We start from the raw sequence: 15,874 nt of genomic DNA on the forward strand, positions 1-15,874 counted from the left end.
TTTGATGGAGAGGATTCATGAAACACGTTTTTATTATCGGTAGTCGTGGACTGCCAGCAAAATATGGTGGCTTTGAGACCTTTGTCCAACAATTGGTCAGTCACCAGCAATCTGAGAAGATTCATTACCATGTGGCTTGTTTATCGGATACAAGTCATCATCAACATTCGACCTACTTAGGTGCAGATTGCTTCACCATTAATCCACCAAAACTTGGACCGGCTCGTGTGATTGCTTATGATATGATGGCGATCGCTTATGCCCTTAAAATCATTAAGGAACAGCAGATAGAGCGACCAATTTTCTATATCTTGGGAAATACCATAGGTGGCTTCATAGCACCTTTTGCGAAAAAGATTCACTCTGTTGGAGGTACCTTGTTTGTCAATCCAGATGGTTTGGAATGGAAACGGGCCAAGTGGGCTAAGCCAGTCCAGAGGTATCTAAAATTTTCTGAAAAAATGATGGTCAAATATGCTGATTTGATTATTGCTGATAATGAGGGAATTGAGGATTATATTCAATCTGAATACTCGGCTACCAATACACGCTTTATTGCCTATGGTACAGATTTAAGTCCGACTAAGTTAACAAAAGAATCTGAGCCAGTTCGCCAATATTTTACAAATTGGAACATTAAAGAGAAAGAATTTTATCTGATTATCGGTCGTTTTGTACCCGAGAATAACTATGTGACAGCAATTCGGGAGTTTATGGCAAGCAACACGAGACGTGATTTAGTCATCGTTGCAAACCATGAAGGCTCTGCCTATTTTCAAAAATTGAAAGATGAGACAGGCTTTATATCCGATAAGCGGATTAAGTTCGTAGGAACAGTATATGACCAAGAACTACTTAAGTATCTGCGCCAAGAATGTCGAGCTTATATTCATGGACATGAAGTTGGAGGAACCAATCCTAGTCTCCTAGAAGCGCTGGCGCAAACCAATGAAAATTTGGTTTTAGGTGTTGATTTTAACCGCAAAGTTGCCCTAGAAGGTGCTCGGTATTGGAGTAAGGAGTCAGGTAGCCTGAGTCAATTAATTAACCAAATTGATGAGAATGCTGAAGCGATGGAATTAGGAGAAATTGCGAAAAAACACATGAAGGATGAATACACCTGGGAAAAAATCGTCCAAGAGTACGAGGAATTATTTTTACAATGAAAGTAAACATACTCATGTCGACCTACAATGGTCAACAGTTCTTAGCTGAGCAAATTCGCTCTATCCAAGAACAGACTTACACAGACTGGACACTATTTATTCGTGATGATGGTTCCAGTGATCGAACTAGAGAGATTATTAAAGATTTTGTTGAACAAGATCAGCGAATTCATTTCATAGATGTTGAGACAGACGAAAATCTCGGTGTCATCAAAAGTTTTCATAGGCTAGTTCATTATGATACTGCTGATTTCTATTTTTTCAGTGACCAAGATGATGTTTGGCTGCCAAATAAACTGGAAGTTAGCCTGAAAAAAGCACAAGCCTATCCAACAAATTTGCCATTGATGGTTTATATGGACCTCAAAGTTGTCAATCAAAATCTAGAGGTTATGGCAGAAAGCATGGTAAAATCTCAATCTCATCATGCCAATACGGAATTGGTGCAAGAGTTGACTGAGAATACTGTAACTGGCGGTGTCGCCATGATTAATCATCATCTTGCTGAAATGTGGCAAGTAACTGAGGATATTTTGATGCACGATTGGTACTTAGCCTTACTTGCTTCAGCCTTTGGAAATTTGGTGTTTATTGATCAACCAGGGGAACTGTATCGCCAGCATTCTGATAATGTTTTAGGGGCTCGAACACTCTCAAAACGCTTTAAAAAATGGATTCGTCCTCACATTTTATTTGCGGTTTATTGGGACTTAATTAAAAATAGTCAAAAACAAGCCCGTCATTTACTACAAATGCCTCTATCTCAGTCAAATAGAGAGTTAATTGAAGCATTTGTAACCATTATGGATAAACCAATGCTTGAACGATTCAGGATTTTGAGAAAATATGGATTGAGGAAAAATAAGGCTTTCCATACATTGGTATTTACAACACTCATTATTACAAAATTTGCTTATAAGGAATAGTTATGAACTTATTGAATAGAGAAAACCAAATTCTTTTGAAAGAAATGGTAAAAACTGATTTTAAACTGCGTTATCAAGGTTCTTTGATTGGTCACTTGTGGTCAATCCTAAAACCATTGTTACTTTTTACAATTATGTATTTAGTCTTTGTACGTTTTTTGCGTTTTGATGATGGAACTCCACATTATGCAGTAAGCTTACTGCTGGGTATGGTTACTTGGAACTTTTTTACTGAAGCAACCAACATGGGAATGATGTCCATTGTTTCTCGTGGAGATTTGTTGCGTAAATTGAATTTTTCGAAAGAAATTATTGTCTTTTCTTCAGTTGCAGGAGCTGCAATTAATTACGCCATTAACTTAATGGTTGTGTTTGTATTTGCTGCTATTAACGGGGTTCCCTTTACTTGGTCCGTTTTAGTTATAATCCCATTGTTTTTTGAATTGGCATTACTAGCAACAGGTATAGCTTTCATTCTATCTTCTTTATTTGTAAGATTTAGAGATATTGGTCCAATTTGGGAAGTGTTCTTACAGGCTGGATTGTATGCAACACCAATTATTTATTCATTGACATTTATTTTACAGCGTGGGCAAGTAACATTTGCTAAGTTGATGATGTTGAACCCTGTTGCACAAATTATTCAAGACTTGAGACATTTTATTGTTTATTCTGGGAATACTACAGTTAGTGAATTGATTGAAAATCCTGTAATTGTGGCAATTCCGTATATTCTTCCAGTCGTTGTTTACCTATTGGGTATAACTGTGTTTAGAAAAAATGCCAAAAAGTTTGCGGAGATTTTGTAATGGTAAAAAATAATAATATTGCTGTAAAAGTAGAACATGTTAGCAAGAGTTTTAAACTTCCAACGGAGAGTAGTCAGAGTCTAAGAACTACTTTAGTCAATTTATTTAAAGGGATTAAAGGCTACGTAGAGTATAATGTTTTGCAGGATATCAGTTTTGAAGTTGAAAAAGGGGACTTTTTTGGAATTGTTGGTCGCAATGGTTCTGGTAAGTCGACACTGTTAAAAATTTTATCTCAAATATATGTTCCTGAAAGAGGGACTGTAGCTGTGGATGGTAAATTAGTTTCTTTTATTGAACTTGGTGTTGGTTTTAATCCGGAACTAACTGGTAAGGAAAATGTATACCTAAACGGTGCTATGTTGGGATTTACTGCAGAAGAAATTGATGCAATGTATGATGATATTGTTGAATTTGCGGAATTAAGTGAATTCATGAATCAAAAGTTGAAAAACTATTCTAGTGGTATGCAGGTACGTTTAGCCTTTTCAGTTGCCATTAAAGCTCAGGGAGATATTCTGATACTTGATGAGGTTCTAGCAGTCGGTGATGAGGCTTTTCAGCGTAAATGTAATGATTACTTCCTAGAGCGTAAAAAAAGTGGAAAAACGACCATTCTTGTCACCCATGATATGGGAGCTGTGAAAAAGTATTGTAATAAAGCTCTTCTTATAGAGAAAGGATACGTCAAGGCATTAGGAGAACCTGATGATGTAGCTAATCAATACAGTTTTGATAATGTGCTTGCCTCAATAAGCGAAGTTACAGAAAACGAAGAACCTCTGCATCAGAGTGATATTGTAAAAGATTTGCAGATTAACCTGGTCTCAAAAAATCAAATTGAACCGGATGAATCAATTGAAATCGAGTTTAGATATACGGTTTTAGAAGATATTGAAACACATGTTGCATTTACATTTTTAGATTTAGAACGTCATTTTGATGTATATAATGACAATTCTATGGATTTAAAAATATTTGGTAAAGGCGAGAAGTTTTTCCGAGTGAAATGTAAGCTACCTTCAATTAATCAGGCAAAATTAAAAATGGCGGTGTCAGTACGAAATAGTAATAAGCAGCCGTTATTATTTGCCAAGACATCTGACACACCAGCTATTTTTATTAGTAGGAAGTTTAGTACTGATAATATTGCAGAGGAAGACGCAGCAACCGGGTTTATTCAGAGAAATAGTCAATGGGAGCTGCTAGATTAATAAAATATAACGGAGGCAGAATGTCGCGTTTGTTGGTATATGTTCACTATAATAAATATAATGTTGTTAGTGAATATATTTATTATCAATTAAAGTCGATACGAAGTATTTATTCAGACATAGTTTTTGTTTCTAACAGCCATGTTTCAAAGGACATAGTACAATATTTACAGTCGGAACGACTGATTGATTTTTTTATCCAAAGAGATAATATTGGTTATGATTTTGCGGCATGGAAAGAAGGGCTGAATCAAGTAACATTTTATCAATATGATTCGGTAACTCTGATGAATGATACATGTTTCGGCCCCCTCTGGGACCTAGAGGATTATTATAGTCAATTTAACAGTGATGTTGATGTAGATTTTTGGGGGATGACCAATCACTTAGAGACAAAGATAGATAGTGTAGTTGTCCCGGATCATTTACAGTCATATTTTATGGTATTTAAAAAACGAATCTTGCAGAGTCAAGCATTTGTTGGTTTTTGGTCATCGGTAAGTGAGTTAACAGATATTCAAGATGTTATAAAATTATATGAGAGCCAATTGACAAAAATACTTTTATCAGAGGGTTATAGCTATAAGTGTGTATTAGATACGTCCATTTATTGTAAAACCCTTGAAAATAGCAACATTACACTAGAATATCCAGAAGTTATACTTAAAAATAATGTTCCATTCATAAAAATAAAGAGTTTTACCGAATATCCAGATAGAATATACTCTTTATTACATCTTATTAGGATGAAAACGAAATATCCAGTTGAATTAATCGAGAGGCATTTGAGGCAGATAATTATTCCGGGTACGAGTTTTATTCCTCAAATACGGGTTTCGCAAACAACAGAAACCGCTCGTTATTCGACATCGGTGCTTCTTCATATTCACATAGAATCAGTGTCTATTTTTGAAGAGTATATTGAAGAGTTATGCAAAATAGCCGATAGGTGCCAGTTACTAATAACATTGCCAGAAACTGATTTTTCAAATAATTTTAGTATAGTTGAGAGATATTTATTCACCTACCAATTGAGAGCACAGATTGTAAAACTCACAGATGAATTGCATTTTTTTGAAATAGTAAATAACTATATGGGAGATGCCAAATATCTTGCTCATATAACTGTCAAACAAACAAAGGAAATAAAATATTCTGGAGAGGATATTATTGACAGGCATCAGTTGAGGAAAATGTTTTTTACATCATTCGATGCAGTGATTTCTAATTTTGAATCACAATCTAATTTGGCTGTAGTTATTCCGGACTTAACAATTAATCAAAGATATGATAGAAAAAGCCTTCGTGAGGGCAATCCAGAACTTATTCGTCAATTGAATATACTCTATGAATCACTTGTGAGAACTAAGAAAGTTGATTTTTATAAAGTGCCTTATATAATTGGAGAAGAAGTAAGTTGGTATTGGATAAAAACAGAACACTATAAAAAGCTTGAGGAAAAATTTAGAAACATTGATTTTTCAAAAGAAGATAGATTATTGCTAGTTCCAATATTATTTATTTATAGCGCGTGGGATTTATCAAATGATTATGCAGTGGTCGAGAATACTGAAAATGTGAGTCCAATATTGGAAAAGATTAGTTTTTCCAGCGAAAGGGAATTACGTTTAATTATTGAAGAAAAAGAATTTTTACAAATTGGACTGAGAAGGACACTAAAGATAATATCTGTTGGAATTGTAAGTGTGTTTAAGATGATAAAGAAATCTCTATTAAAAAATTAGGGATAACGGATGACAAACAAGGGGAAGATAGTGTGAAGAGCAAAATAGTATCACCGAAAACAATATTTATTTGGAATTTATTAGGAAGTATTTCTTCAGCAGCAATATCAATATTTTTATTGTTACTAGTAACACGTTTGTTGACGGAATTAGAGGCTGATATTTTTAGTTTTGCTTATGCAGTAGCAAATCTTTTTGTAATCATTGCTAGTTTTCAGGTAAGAGATTATCAAGCGACTGATGTTTCGAAAAAGTTTTCGTTTAGCCAGTATCTTGCAACAAGGCTTATAACAATCACTATTATGCTATTACTTGCCTTAAGCTATATTTTTCTGTCTAAATATGAATTTCAAAAATCTGCTTGTATTTTCCTAATATGTTTGTATCGCGGAAGTGACGCTCTGTCGGATGTTTTTCAAGGATTGTTCCAACAAAATGCTCGGCTAGATATTGCAGGTAAATCACTTTTTTTGAGAAACTCTATTGTGATTTTGACATTTGGACTTGGTTTGTTTATAACCAATAACCTGCTACTCTCATTAATCTATCTAGTCATTAGCTCATATTTATTTGTTTTCTTTTTTGATGTTCCGAATTTGTTTCAATTTACGAGGGTTATCAAAGAAGAAATTAATTTGAAAGCCATTAAAAATATATTGTTAGAATGCTTGCCGTTATTTATTAATGCATTTTTACTTGTTACTATCTATAATCAACCTAAATATGCTCTCAATACTTTTTTTGAGAGAGGTGTTATAGGAACAGGTGTTCAAAGGGATTTTAACATTTTATTTATGCCTGTTTTTTCAATGAATATTTTATTGATTTTGTTTAGACCCATGATAACTCAGTTGGCTATATATAGAAGAGCTGGGGACTATAATCAATTTAAACAATATCAGAAGCGTATCGTTAAAATGGTTGTCGGGTTGGCTGTGTTAGTTTTGGTCGGGGGGATAGTATTGGGGATTCCAGCATTAAATATTCTCTATGGAACGAATCTTAATAAATACTGGCTAAGCTTTATTATAACAATGCTTGGGGGAATTGCGAGTACCTTTGCAACCATTTGTGATAACATGCTTACTGTTTTGAGGAAGCAAAAGTATCTCGTAATTTCATTTGCAATTTCTTGTCTATTATCCATATTGATTTCTAATCCATTGGTAGAATATTATGGAATATTGGGGGCAGCTATTGCTTTTGTGAGTTCGATGTGGACTTGGTTTTTAATTTCTTTAGTAATATATCTAAAATTGCAAAAACATTTGAATTGGGAAGTACAAGAATGAAGATAGAAAAATTATTTTTAAGGTTAGCAATCCCCTTTTTGTTAATTTCAATATTTGTTATGCCTGTGACAAAGGTTCCTGATGAAGCAACACATGCTTTTATGTCGTGGAATATATTATTTGATTCTCCTACAAGTAGAGATACAGAGGCAATGAATGAATTACGGGCAGCAGATTTTACGTATTCAGAACCGGAGATTCATGCAGTTGATTCTACAGAATATTCAAGCCTTTTTACCAAAATTCGTGATTTTTCAAAGGACCAATTATCTATCGATTTTTCTCTGAAATCGTTAATGAGTACACCTCAGCTAATTGGTTTAGTTGTAGGTAAATTGATTTATCCGTCATATGGTATGATGGTCACTATAGGGCGCCTTTTTAATACAATAGTCTATATTATAGGCATCTACTATTTGATAAAAAAAATAAAGTATGGGAAGATGACTCTGTTTTTTGTCTCACTTTTACCTATGATGATTCAGCAGGCTGGCTCACTGTCTTATGATGTGGTGAACTATCTGGCTGTTGTTGCATTTTTTGTTTTTTATGTTAACTTATTGGTAGACAAGGTACTGACCACCAGGAAATTTATTAATTTAATATTATTATCCTTGCTACTATATTTAACAAAAGCAAATAATATTTTACTTTTGGCACTATTGTTTTTTGTTGATTTTGAATTTGAAGGTGTCTTATCTAAGTTTAATTCGATTTTAAAATGGATTCAAAAGAGAAGATTACCAATTCTTATTTTGGGATTAGGACTAGTTTTACTTGTTAGCTATCTATTCCTACATAATAGAGGTGGTGTCGTGCACTTTGTTAAAGTGATGATAAACAGTTTATTTATCAATAATAGAAATGATCATCTTAATGGTATTTTAACGATTGGTATTTTTGGTTATTTTGGCTGGTTTGTCACTCAATTACCTCTTTGGTTAATTTTCATAGATATTTTCATTTTTACGTTATTATTATTTAATGATGGAAATTTAAAGATAAGTAAAACAGAAGGTCTTGCTTCGTTATTTGTACTCCCTGTTCAGGTAGCTATCATTGTAGCGGGCATGTATTTTGCATGGACACCGACAGCTATTGGACCAAATGCAATAATTTCTCAAGGGGCACAAGGAAGATACTTTACTCCATTTTTAGTCTATCTATTTCCGGCATGTTTAATGTTAAAAGAGCAGGTAAGTGTATCGGTAAAACAGAAGTATTTGATACGGTTGATCACTGGCACAGTAGTCATTAACTTTATCATGTATCTATTTTTGATAGTGGATTATTATTGGTTGTAATTTAAGATAGTGGAAGAGGGAAACGTGAATATATTATTTACATTGAATGATGCTTTTGTTCCGCAAGTAGCAGCTTGTATGGGCTCAATCATGCGAACATTAAACGAAGACGATACATGCCATTTTTATCTTTTCTCAGATGGTATTAGTCAACAGAATAAAGAAAAACTTCATCGATTTGTTACCGACGGAGGAAATAAATTGACAATCGTTGAATTGGAAAACTTGGAATCATATTTTGATTTTGAAGTTGACACAAATGGTTGGGCTTCGGTTGTACTTGCAAGATTACTTGTAGATAAATTACTGCCCGAAGAAGTTGATAGAATCATCTATTTAGATGGAGATACTTTAGTTTTAGAAAATATTCGGGAGCTATGGGAAGTAGATTTGGAGGGGAAAGTCCTTGGAATGTGCCCAGAACCGACAGCTTCGTCTGAGAGAAGAGAAGGCTTAAATTTGGGTACGTATACATATCATAATGCGGGAGTTCTTCTAATCGATTTGAAACGGTGGCGTTCAAAAAGTATAGGAACAATTATTTTTGATTATTATAAAGAAAAAAATGGAGAGCTTTTTGCTAATGATCAAGATGCACTGAATGGAGCGTTGAAAGAAGAGATAAAAACACTCTCAATCACTTATAATTATTTTAATATTTTTGATGTTTATCCATATCGTACATTGGAAAAATTAAGTAGGCCTTCAACGTTTATTTCAAAAGAAGAATTTGTAAAAATTCGTAAGCAACCACGTATTGTTCATTTTTTAGGCGAAGAACGCCCATGGAGAATCGGAAATAAACATCGATTTAGAGAGGACTATGTTTCTGCATTAAATCAGACGCCATGGAAAGGTACTCAATTTGAGAGTGGTTGGCAGCTTTACTTTTTCTGCTTTAATCTTTTTAACATGGTTATGAAGCCTTTTCCTATGTTGCGCTATAAAATTATTACAGTCTTAATTCCTGTATTCATGAAATATAGGAAAATTAGATTACAAAAAGGAGTCTAGGTGTGAAGTTTTCCGTTATTATCCCAGCGTACAATGTTGCTGATTATCTGGAAGAATGTGTGTATAGTGTACTGAATCAGACTTATGAAGAATTTGAAATATTGTTGGTAGATGACGGTTCTACAGATGGTATAACCTCCAATATATGCGATAAATTAGCAGCTAAAGATGATAGGGTGAAGGTATTTCATCAGTCTAATGGGGGATTATCAGCAGCCAGAAATACAGGGATAAAGAACGCTAGTGGTGACTATATTTTATTCCTAGATGGTGATGATTTTTGGACCGATATATGCTTTTTAGATGAAATTAATAGAGAAATAATTTCACATGACGAAGTTATTGATGCAGTTATCTATCCATTTTCCTACTTTTACGGTAAGGATGATGTAGCAGTTCGAAATTTTTCTAAAAAATTACCGTTTCATCAGGTTATTACAGATACGCGCTTACTCGTTGAAACAGGAGCCCTAATCACCCCTGCTTGGAATAAGTGTGTCAGAAGAGATAAATTTACCTCTGCTCTTAATTTCTTGAGTGGATATTTATATGAAGATGGTATTTGGTGTGCAAATTTACTTAAGGAACTGAATAATTTTATAGTCATGGACAACACACAGTGCATGTATCGTCAGAATCGAACTGGAAGTATTACAAACACTATCACGCTTCGGCATATAGAACATGCCTTTAGAGGAATTGAAGAAAATTTAAAGAATTTTAAACAACTATCGAATGAGAAGCAAGAAGCACTTTTGATTTATTTATCAAATTCTTATATTTCCATCTTGCCATTTGTATTTCCATATCTGAATAATTCTGATATAAAAATGTTTGTGAAAAAATTTAGATATTTGCTAAAATATTCACAGAGGGTAGAACTTGTTTCGTTTAGAATCTCAGGTTTAATGACCAGAGTTCTGGGGATATATGTATCAACATTTATTCAGAACAAACTTTTGAAAATTTATAAAAGTAGATAATAATAGAAAGTGATTGGTAACACTGTGAAAAGGTGGATTAGAAATTTCACAACACGATTATTTATCTTATCAGGTAAATACAAACTATTGTTTTATATATTGGAGCTTACTAAAAATGTTGCAAAGTTTTTCTGGAGAATTCCAAAATATATAAAGCGAACTATACTAGCTTTGCAACGTGATAAGCAACGTAGAAATAATTATTCAGATATCAAAAATCGTTACTTGATTTACACAATTTATGAACATCAATCGTCTTTACAGGACTATAAAGTAATTTTTTTAGAGGCATTGGCTAAAATTTCTCGAGATGTTTTAATTGTTGTAAATGGTAAACTTCCACAGGCTGATATAAATCGTTTAGCACAATATGGTAAGGTTTTGGAAAGAGAAAATGAGGGGTATGACGTTGCGGCTTTCCGACATGGGATAATACATACTGGACAAGAGGCGTTACAAAAGTATAATCAGCTCATCTTGGTTAATGATACGAATATTGGTCCTTTTAGAGATTTGGAAGAGGTTTTCTCCGAGTTTAATTCCGATCAGCTAGACTTTTGGGGAATTTCTATGGGTGAGGAGCAACTAGACTTTACTGGTTATAACCCTTATGGTAAAATTCCTAAGCACTTACAATCATATTTTGTTGTTATTGAAAATAGCTTGCTTAGGTATGAAGGATTCTATGATTATTGGGAAAAGCTCTCTGATACGGATTCTCGTAATAAGGCAATTGGAAAACATGAAACTGTGTTTGCAAAATATTTTTATGATCGAGGCTTTAAGTATGATGCACTGATTAAAGACACGAAAGATAGTGCATTGTATATTCATCCGCTTAAATTATTAAAACAAGGTTGTCCATTAGTTAAGTATTCGGCCTTTAGAAATTATGACAGAGAACAATATTTTTGGCATGGTTTAGAAAGAGAATCTGAGATTCCGAATTTGATGGAGTATATTGCTAAGGAAACAGATTATCCGATTGAAGTGGTGTCTTCTATATTAGAAGATTTTAAAACTAGAGAAAATCAATCTTATATTTTGATTATTGATGGTGTCGAAAATATTATTCCACAATGTACACGTTATCGTGTGTTAAATAAGGCTGAGCAATTGCGAGAACTTGGTTATACAGTTCGAGTGATAAATAATTCTCTTGTACAACTTCAGGATGCACAGTTTGCTAGTCATATTATTATTTATAGAGCTCCATTCAATGATATGCTTAAAGAAATATGTAGGGCAGCACACATAAAGAACAGACCTGTTTATTTTGATATTGATGATTTGGTTTTTGATACAAAATTTACAGATGAACTTGAATTTACCCAAGGCTTGAGCAAGAGAGAGAAAAAAGGCTATGATACAAGTGTCTTGGCTTACAAAAAAATGCTTTCTCTCTGCGATTATGCTATCACATCGACTTCGAAATTGAAAGACGAACTCGAACAATATAAAAACAAGGTTATTTTGAATCGCAACGTCATGTCTAAAGAATTAGTTGAGCGTAGTTTACAAGTTAAGAAAAATTCGAACGACAATAAAGTTAAAATAGGATATTTCTCAGGGTCAATTACACACAACGAAAATTTTGATTTAATTAGTCAAGCATTGCTACATCTACTTCAAAAGTACCCGCAAGTGGAATTACATATAGTAGGATATTTAGACATTCCGAAACCATTCCAAAAATTCAAAAAACAGATTGTGAGTCATGAGTATGTTGATTGGAGAAAGCTTCCAATTTTAATTTCACAAGTTGATATTAACTTGGCGCCGCTTGTAACCACAACCTTTAATGAAGCAAAGTCGGAAATTAAATGGATAGAAGCGGCAGCAGTTAAAGTTGTGACAGTCGCAAGTAATCTTGGAGCATTTGAAGAGATGATTCAAGATGGAGTGACTGGAGTTCTAGCAGATGATAACGAATGGGAAAGTAAATTGGAGAGATTGATTCTTGAACAAGACTTGAGAGCACAAATAGCAGAAAATGCTTTTGAATTTGTAATGAATCATTGCACTACAGCAAATAGAATTAATGATTTTTTGAAAGAAGAGTTAGTCTAATGAAACGTATTTTGTTTATTTCTCCTACGACTAGTATGGATAATGGTGCGGAGAAGTCTATTTATTATCTAATGAAGTACCTTATTCAACTGGGACACACAGTTATAAATGTTACTCATGCAATAGGAGGGGAACCGCAAGATAAGCATGAGCAACTTTATAAAATGATAGGGGTTAAGAATTACTATTTGCCAACTGTCAAGTGGTGGTGGCCGGATGCACCAGGTGGAGAAATCCTTAATAGAGAAGAGGCTACAAGCTACTATCGCCAGAATGTTCAGGACATAGCTGAAATTATTGAGCAAAATGAGATAGACTTGGTTATTTCAAATACTGTTAATGTTTTTCAGGGAGCAATTGCTGCCTCATGTCAAAAGGTTCCCCATTTTTGGCTAATTCATGAATTCCCTAAAAATGAGTTTGCTTATTATGCTGATAAAATTGACTTCATAGAAGAGTATTCTTCAGAATTATTTAGTGTGACTGGAGAGTTAAATAATTTTTTAACACCACTATTTAATAAGAAAGTCCATCCGTTTATTTCTTATACTGAGCAAGAAACAAAAGATTTAAAAAAAGGCAACCAAGTTAGAATTGTTTCTGTTGGTCGATTAACAGAAGGAAAAAATCAATTAGAACTTATAAAAGCATATAAGACACTAAATAGATTAGATATTGAATTGGTTTTTATTGGAGGATGGGATAGTAAATACAAAGCAATTTGTGATGAATATATCCATGAAAATAAATTACAGAAAAATGTTAGATTTTTAGGTAACTTAGATAATCCTTGGGAAGAAGTAACTGATAGAGATATCTGTGTTTTCCCCTCATCTATGGAAACTTTTGGCTTAGTCTATGTTGAAGCAATCTTAAGAGGGCTTCCAGTAATTTTATCAGATAATTTAGGACATTTGACGGCATTTGAAATATTTTCAGCAGGTCAAATTTATAAATTGGGCGATATAGAAGAGTTGGTGACTAAGTTAGAGCAAGTGATTGAATCCTTTAGAGATTTTTCAGATAGGGCTCGGCTTGATGTGGAACGTTTACGTACTCTATATACACCGGAAGTTGCCTATAAAGAAATACTGGACGGCATCAATCACTTAGAATATATTGGATACCAAAATACAAATTTAAGTCACATAAAAGAGTTACTGACTTTAAATATACATCCAACAAGATTGGAGCGTTATGCAAGATTGATCAGCAATATCACGACAAAAATCAGACATAAACTTCGACTTTAATAAATAATAGGATAGCTATGCTAAAATATGTATATTACAGTTTCTTCAAATGAGTAGTAGAATCTGAAAAATTATATAGAATTCTAGTTTTAGAGAGAAAAAATGAAAGTATTAATGATTATCCCTGCCTACAATGAAGAAGAAAGTATCCTTCAAACTGTTCAGGGAATTATAGATTATAGAAATAGTGTCAATTTTCAATTGGATTATGTTGTCATCAATGATGGTTCAACAGATAGCACGAAAGAAATTTTGATTCAAAATAAATTAAATGCTGTTCACCTAGTACAAAATTTAGGTATTGGTGGAGCTGTTCAGACGGGATATAAATATGCCTTGGACAATGACTATGACGTAGCAGTTCAATTTGATGGTGATGGTCAACATGACATTCGTTCCTTAAATAGCTTAATTCAGCCAATCTTAGTTGGTCAAGCTGATATGGTGATTGGCTCACGCTTTGTTGGTGAAACCTTGTCAGAATTTCAAACCAGTTTTATGAGAAGATTTGGAATAGGCATTATTTCAAATATGATAAAACTAACAACTGGAAAACGCATTTGGGATACAACATCTGGTTATCGTTTGGGAAATAGAAAAGTAATTGCTCAATTCGCCAGACGATACCCTACTAAATATCCGGAACCAGAATCAACTGTTCATTTACTAAAGCAAAATTTCCAAGTAGTAGAAGCACCTGCTAATATGTTTGAGAGAGCAGGAGGGGTTTCTTCGATTACTCCATTTAAGTCCATCCGCTACATGGTAGAAGTTTGCTCATCTATTTTGATTGCATCGCTTATGAAGGAGGGGGAATAATGACTATACAAGCATTAGCTATGTTTCTTGCCTCACTAGGTTTTTTGTATTTTATTTTTAGGAATATTAATAAAAATAAGATTTTATTCGAACATGCCTTTATGTGGATTGTTATTGGCTTCGGACTGATTGTTTTTGCACTCTTTGATGTTATTCCCATTAAATTGGCTTATTTATTCGGGTTTGGTCTGACTTCCAATTTCTTGTTATCTGTGGCAATTTTTGTTCTCTTGGTGATTGGATTTTTGCATAGTATGGCTTTATCTCAACAAAAGCAGCAGATTAAAAATTTAATTCAAGAAGTATCAATGGCTAAAAAAAGAATCTCTGAGTTGGAGGAGCATCATGCTGAATAACCATACATTTGTTATCTGTGCTTATGGAGATAGTAAGTATCTAGAAGAATGCATCCATTCGTTAAAGCAGCAAACACTTCAATCACAACTCATCCTATACACTAGTACTCCGAGTGAATATATAGAACAAATTTGCCAAAAGAATGCAATCGTAATGCATACCGCGCAAGGAGGAGGTATTGGAAAAGATTGGAATTTAGCACTCTCTTTTGTAACAACCCCTTATGCTACAATTGCTCATCAAGATGATATTTATTTACCAGACTATTGTGAAAAAATAATGTCTCAGATGACAGAGGAAACGTTGATTGCTTATTCAGATTACCAGGAAGTTAAGGAAGGTGTGGCTATTCCCTTAACTTCAAACTTGAAAATCAAGCAACTCATGTTACGGACAATGGCCATGTTTCCCAAATGGAAGTTTTGGCGGAATAGGGTTTTAGCCTTTGGTAATCCAATTTCTTGTCCAGCTGTGACCTATAATTTGAAGAAACTGAATGATTTCAAGTTTAATGAAGAAATGAAAGTTTCTCTTGATTGGTTTGCTTGGTATCAGATTGCGCAAAAAAATGGGAGCTTTACCTTTGTAGATGAGAGTCTGATGTATCATCGTATCCATGAGGAATCTGAGACGACAAATAGCATTGAAAACAATATTCGTACAAAAGAAGACTATGAAATGTATTTGTTGTTCTGGCCAAAGTTTATTGCTAAGTTTCTCCTGAGTTACTATGTTAAGAGTCAAGAGACGAATAATTAAAATTTTTTAGTTACCAATCATTGTATTCCCACCAATTTCTACTCAAAATATTTCAAAAGCATTTCAGAAGTTTTACAAATCAACTTATATTGTCATGTAAATGTAATAAAAAATTTCAAAAGATAGAGGTTTTCATAGGAAAATCTCTTTTTTTGTGCTAGAA

The 15,874-nt window shown here is 33.6% G+C and carries 14 protein-coding genes; all 14 read left to right on the top strand.

Annotated elements, in window-relative coordinates; all coding sequences use genetic code 11:
- Window positions 1–17 precede the first annotated feature (17 nt).
- The 14 genes from cps2T (at window position 18) to NOL38_RS00675 (ending at window position 15,711) form a co-directional block, all read left to right on the top strand.
- The gene (cps2T, locus tag NOL38_RS00610; RefSeq protein WP_208583913.1) at window positions 18–1,166 is read left to right on the top strand and encodes a beta 1-4 rhamnosyltransferase Cps2T; all 1,149 of its coding nucleotides are present in this window, start codon (window positions 18–20) and stop codon (window positions 1,164–1,166) included.
- Window positions 1,163–2,092 carry a glycosyltransferase family 2 protein gene (locus NOL38_RS00615; protein WP_024413828.1) on the top strand — a complete coding sequence of 310 codons (930 nt, stop codon included), beginning with the start codon at window positions 1,163–1,165 and terminating at the stop codon, window positions 2,090–2,092. The genes cps2T and NOL38_RS00615 overlap by 4 nt, the downstream gene beginning before the upstream one ends.
- A 2-nt stretch (window positions 2,093–2,094) precedes the next feature.
- Window positions 2,095–2,901: an ABC transporter permease gene (locus NOL38_RS00620; protein ID WP_024384359.1), complete on the top strand. Its 807-nt coding sequence runs from the start codon at window positions 2,095–2,097 to the stop codon at window positions 2,899–2,901.
- Window positions 2,901–4,115, top strand: a complete 1,215-nt coding sequence (locus tag NOL38_RS00625; protein ID WP_105256010.1) for an ABC transporter ATP-binding protein — start codon at window positions 2,901–2,903, stop codon at window positions 4,113–4,115. The genes NOL38_RS00620 and NOL38_RS00625 overlap by 1 nt, the downstream gene beginning before the upstream one ends.
- A complete protein-coding gene (locus NOL38_RS00630; RefSeq protein WP_277941093.1) occupies window positions 4,097–5,860 on the top strand; it encodes a rhamnan synthesis F family protein in 1,764 nt (587 codons plus the stop codon). Before NOL38_RS00625 ends, NOL38_RS00630 begins: the two co-directional genes overlap by 19 nt.
- Before the next feature lie 32 nt (window positions 5,861–5,892).
- Complete coding sequence (locus NOL38_RS00635) at window positions 5,893–7,152, top strand: MATE family efflux transporter (RefSeq protein ID WP_024378821.1); 1,260 nt, start codon at window positions 5,893–5,895, stop codon at window positions 7,150–7,152.
- Window positions 7,149–8,456: a DUF2142 domain-containing protein gene (locus NOL38_RS00640; protein ID WP_105121780.1), complete on the top strand. Its 1,308-nt coding sequence runs from the start codon at window positions 7,149–7,151 to the stop codon at window positions 8,454–8,456. The genes NOL38_RS00635 and NOL38_RS00640 overlap by 4 nt, the downstream gene beginning before the upstream one ends.
- Before the next feature lie 24 nt (window positions 8,457–8,480).
- Window positions 8,481–9,470: a glycosyltransferase family 8 protein gene (locus NOL38_RS00645; RefSeq protein ID WP_277941094.1), complete on the top strand. Its 990-nt coding sequence runs from the start codon at window positions 8,481–8,483 to the stop codon at window positions 9,468–9,470.
- Window positions 9,471–9,472: 2 nt separating this feature from the next.
- Window positions 9,473–10,453 (top strand): glycosyltransferase family 2 protein, encoded by a 981-nt coding sequence (locus tag NOL38_RS00650; RefSeq protein WP_277941095.1) that lies wholly within the window; start codon window positions 9,473–9,475, stop codon window positions 10,451–10,453.
- Between the two features lie 9 nt (window positions 10,454–10,462).
- Window positions 10,463–12,523: a rhamnan synthesis F family protein gene (locus NOL38_RS00655; protein WP_063725199.1), complete on the top strand. Its 2,061-nt coding sequence runs from the start codon at window positions 10,463–10,465 to the stop codon at window positions 12,521–12,523.
- Window positions 12,523–13,776, top strand: a complete 1,254-nt coding sequence (locus tag NOL38_RS00660; RefSeq protein WP_105256015.1) for a glycosyltransferase family 4 protein — start codon at window positions 12,523–12,525, stop codon at window positions 13,774–13,776. The genes NOL38_RS00655 and NOL38_RS00660 overlap by 1 nt, the downstream gene beginning before the upstream one ends.
- A gap of 102 nt (window positions 13,777–13,878) precedes the next feature.
- Entirely contained in the window at window positions 13,879–14,595 is a 717-nt protein-coding gene (locus NOL38_RS00665) for a glycosyltransferase family 2 protein (RefSeq protein WP_024395477.1), read from the top strand.
- Window positions 14,595–14,951 carry a DUF2304 domain-containing protein gene (locus NOL38_RS00670; protein WP_002937073.1) on the top strand — a complete coding sequence of 119 codons (357 nt, stop codon included), beginning with the start codon at window positions 14,595–14,597 and terminating at the stop codon, window positions 14,949–14,951. Before NOL38_RS00665 ends, NOL38_RS00670 begins: the two co-directional genes overlap by 1 nt.
- On the top strand, window positions 14,941–15,711 hold the full coding sequence (locus NOL38_RS00675; RefSeq protein WP_105256016.1) for a glycosyltransferase family 2 protein: 771 nt from the start codon (window positions 14,941–14,943) through the stop codon (window positions 15,709–15,711). Before NOL38_RS00670 ends, NOL38_RS00675 begins: the two co-directional genes overlap by 11 nt.
- Window positions 15,712–15,874: the final 163 nt, after the last annotated feature.

It is taken from the genome of Streptococcus suis (assembly GCF_029616525.1).
Taxonomy (GTDB): domain Bacteria; phylum Bacillota; class Bacilli; order Lactobacillales; family Streptococcaceae; genus Streptococcus; species Streptococcus suis_AF.

What these genes read in the sequence shown, in the direction of transcription:
- cps2T (WP_208583913.1), top strand. Translation starts at nt 18, where the DNA reads ATGAAACACGTTTTTATTATCGGTAGTCGTGGACTGCCAGCAAAATAT.
- NOL38_RS00615 (WP_024413828.1), top strand. Translation starts at nt 1,163, where the DNA reads ATGAAAGTAAACATACTCATGTCGACCTACAATGGTCAACAGTTCTTA.
- NOL38_RS00620 (WP_024384359.1), top strand. Translation starts at nt 2,095, where the DNA reads ATGAACTTATTGAATAGAGAAAACCAAATTCTTTTGAAAGAAATGGTA.
- NOL38_RS00625 (WP_105256010.1), top strand. Translation starts at nt 2,901, where the DNA reads ATGGTAAAAAATAATAATATTGCTGTAAAAGTAGAACATGTTAGCAAG.
- NOL38_RS00630 (WP_277941093.1), top strand. Translation starts at nt 4,097, where the DNA reads ATGGGAGCTGCTAGATTAATAAAATATAACGGAGGCAGAATGTCGCGT.
- NOL38_RS00640 (WP_105121780.1), top strand. Translation starts at nt 7,149, where the DNA reads ATGAAGATAGAAAAATTATTTTTAAGGTTAGCAATCCCCTTTTTGTTA.
- NOL38_RS00660 (WP_105256015.1), top strand. Translation starts at nt 12,523, where the DNA reads ATGAAACGTATTTTGTTTATTTCTCCTACGACTAGTATGGATAATGGT.
- NOL38_RS00665 (WP_024395477.1), top strand. Translation starts at nt 13,879, where the DNA reads ATGAAAGTATTAATGATTATCCCTGCCTACAATGAAGAAGAAAGTATC.
- NOL38_RS00670 (WP_002937073.1), top strand. Translation starts at nt 14,595, where the DNA reads ATGACTATACAAGCATTAGCTATGTTTCTTGCCTCACTAGGTTTTTTG.
- NOL38_RS00675 (WP_105256016.1), top strand. Translation starts at nt 14,941, where the DNA reads ATGCTGAATAACCATACATTTGTTATCTGTGCTTATGGAGATAGTAAG.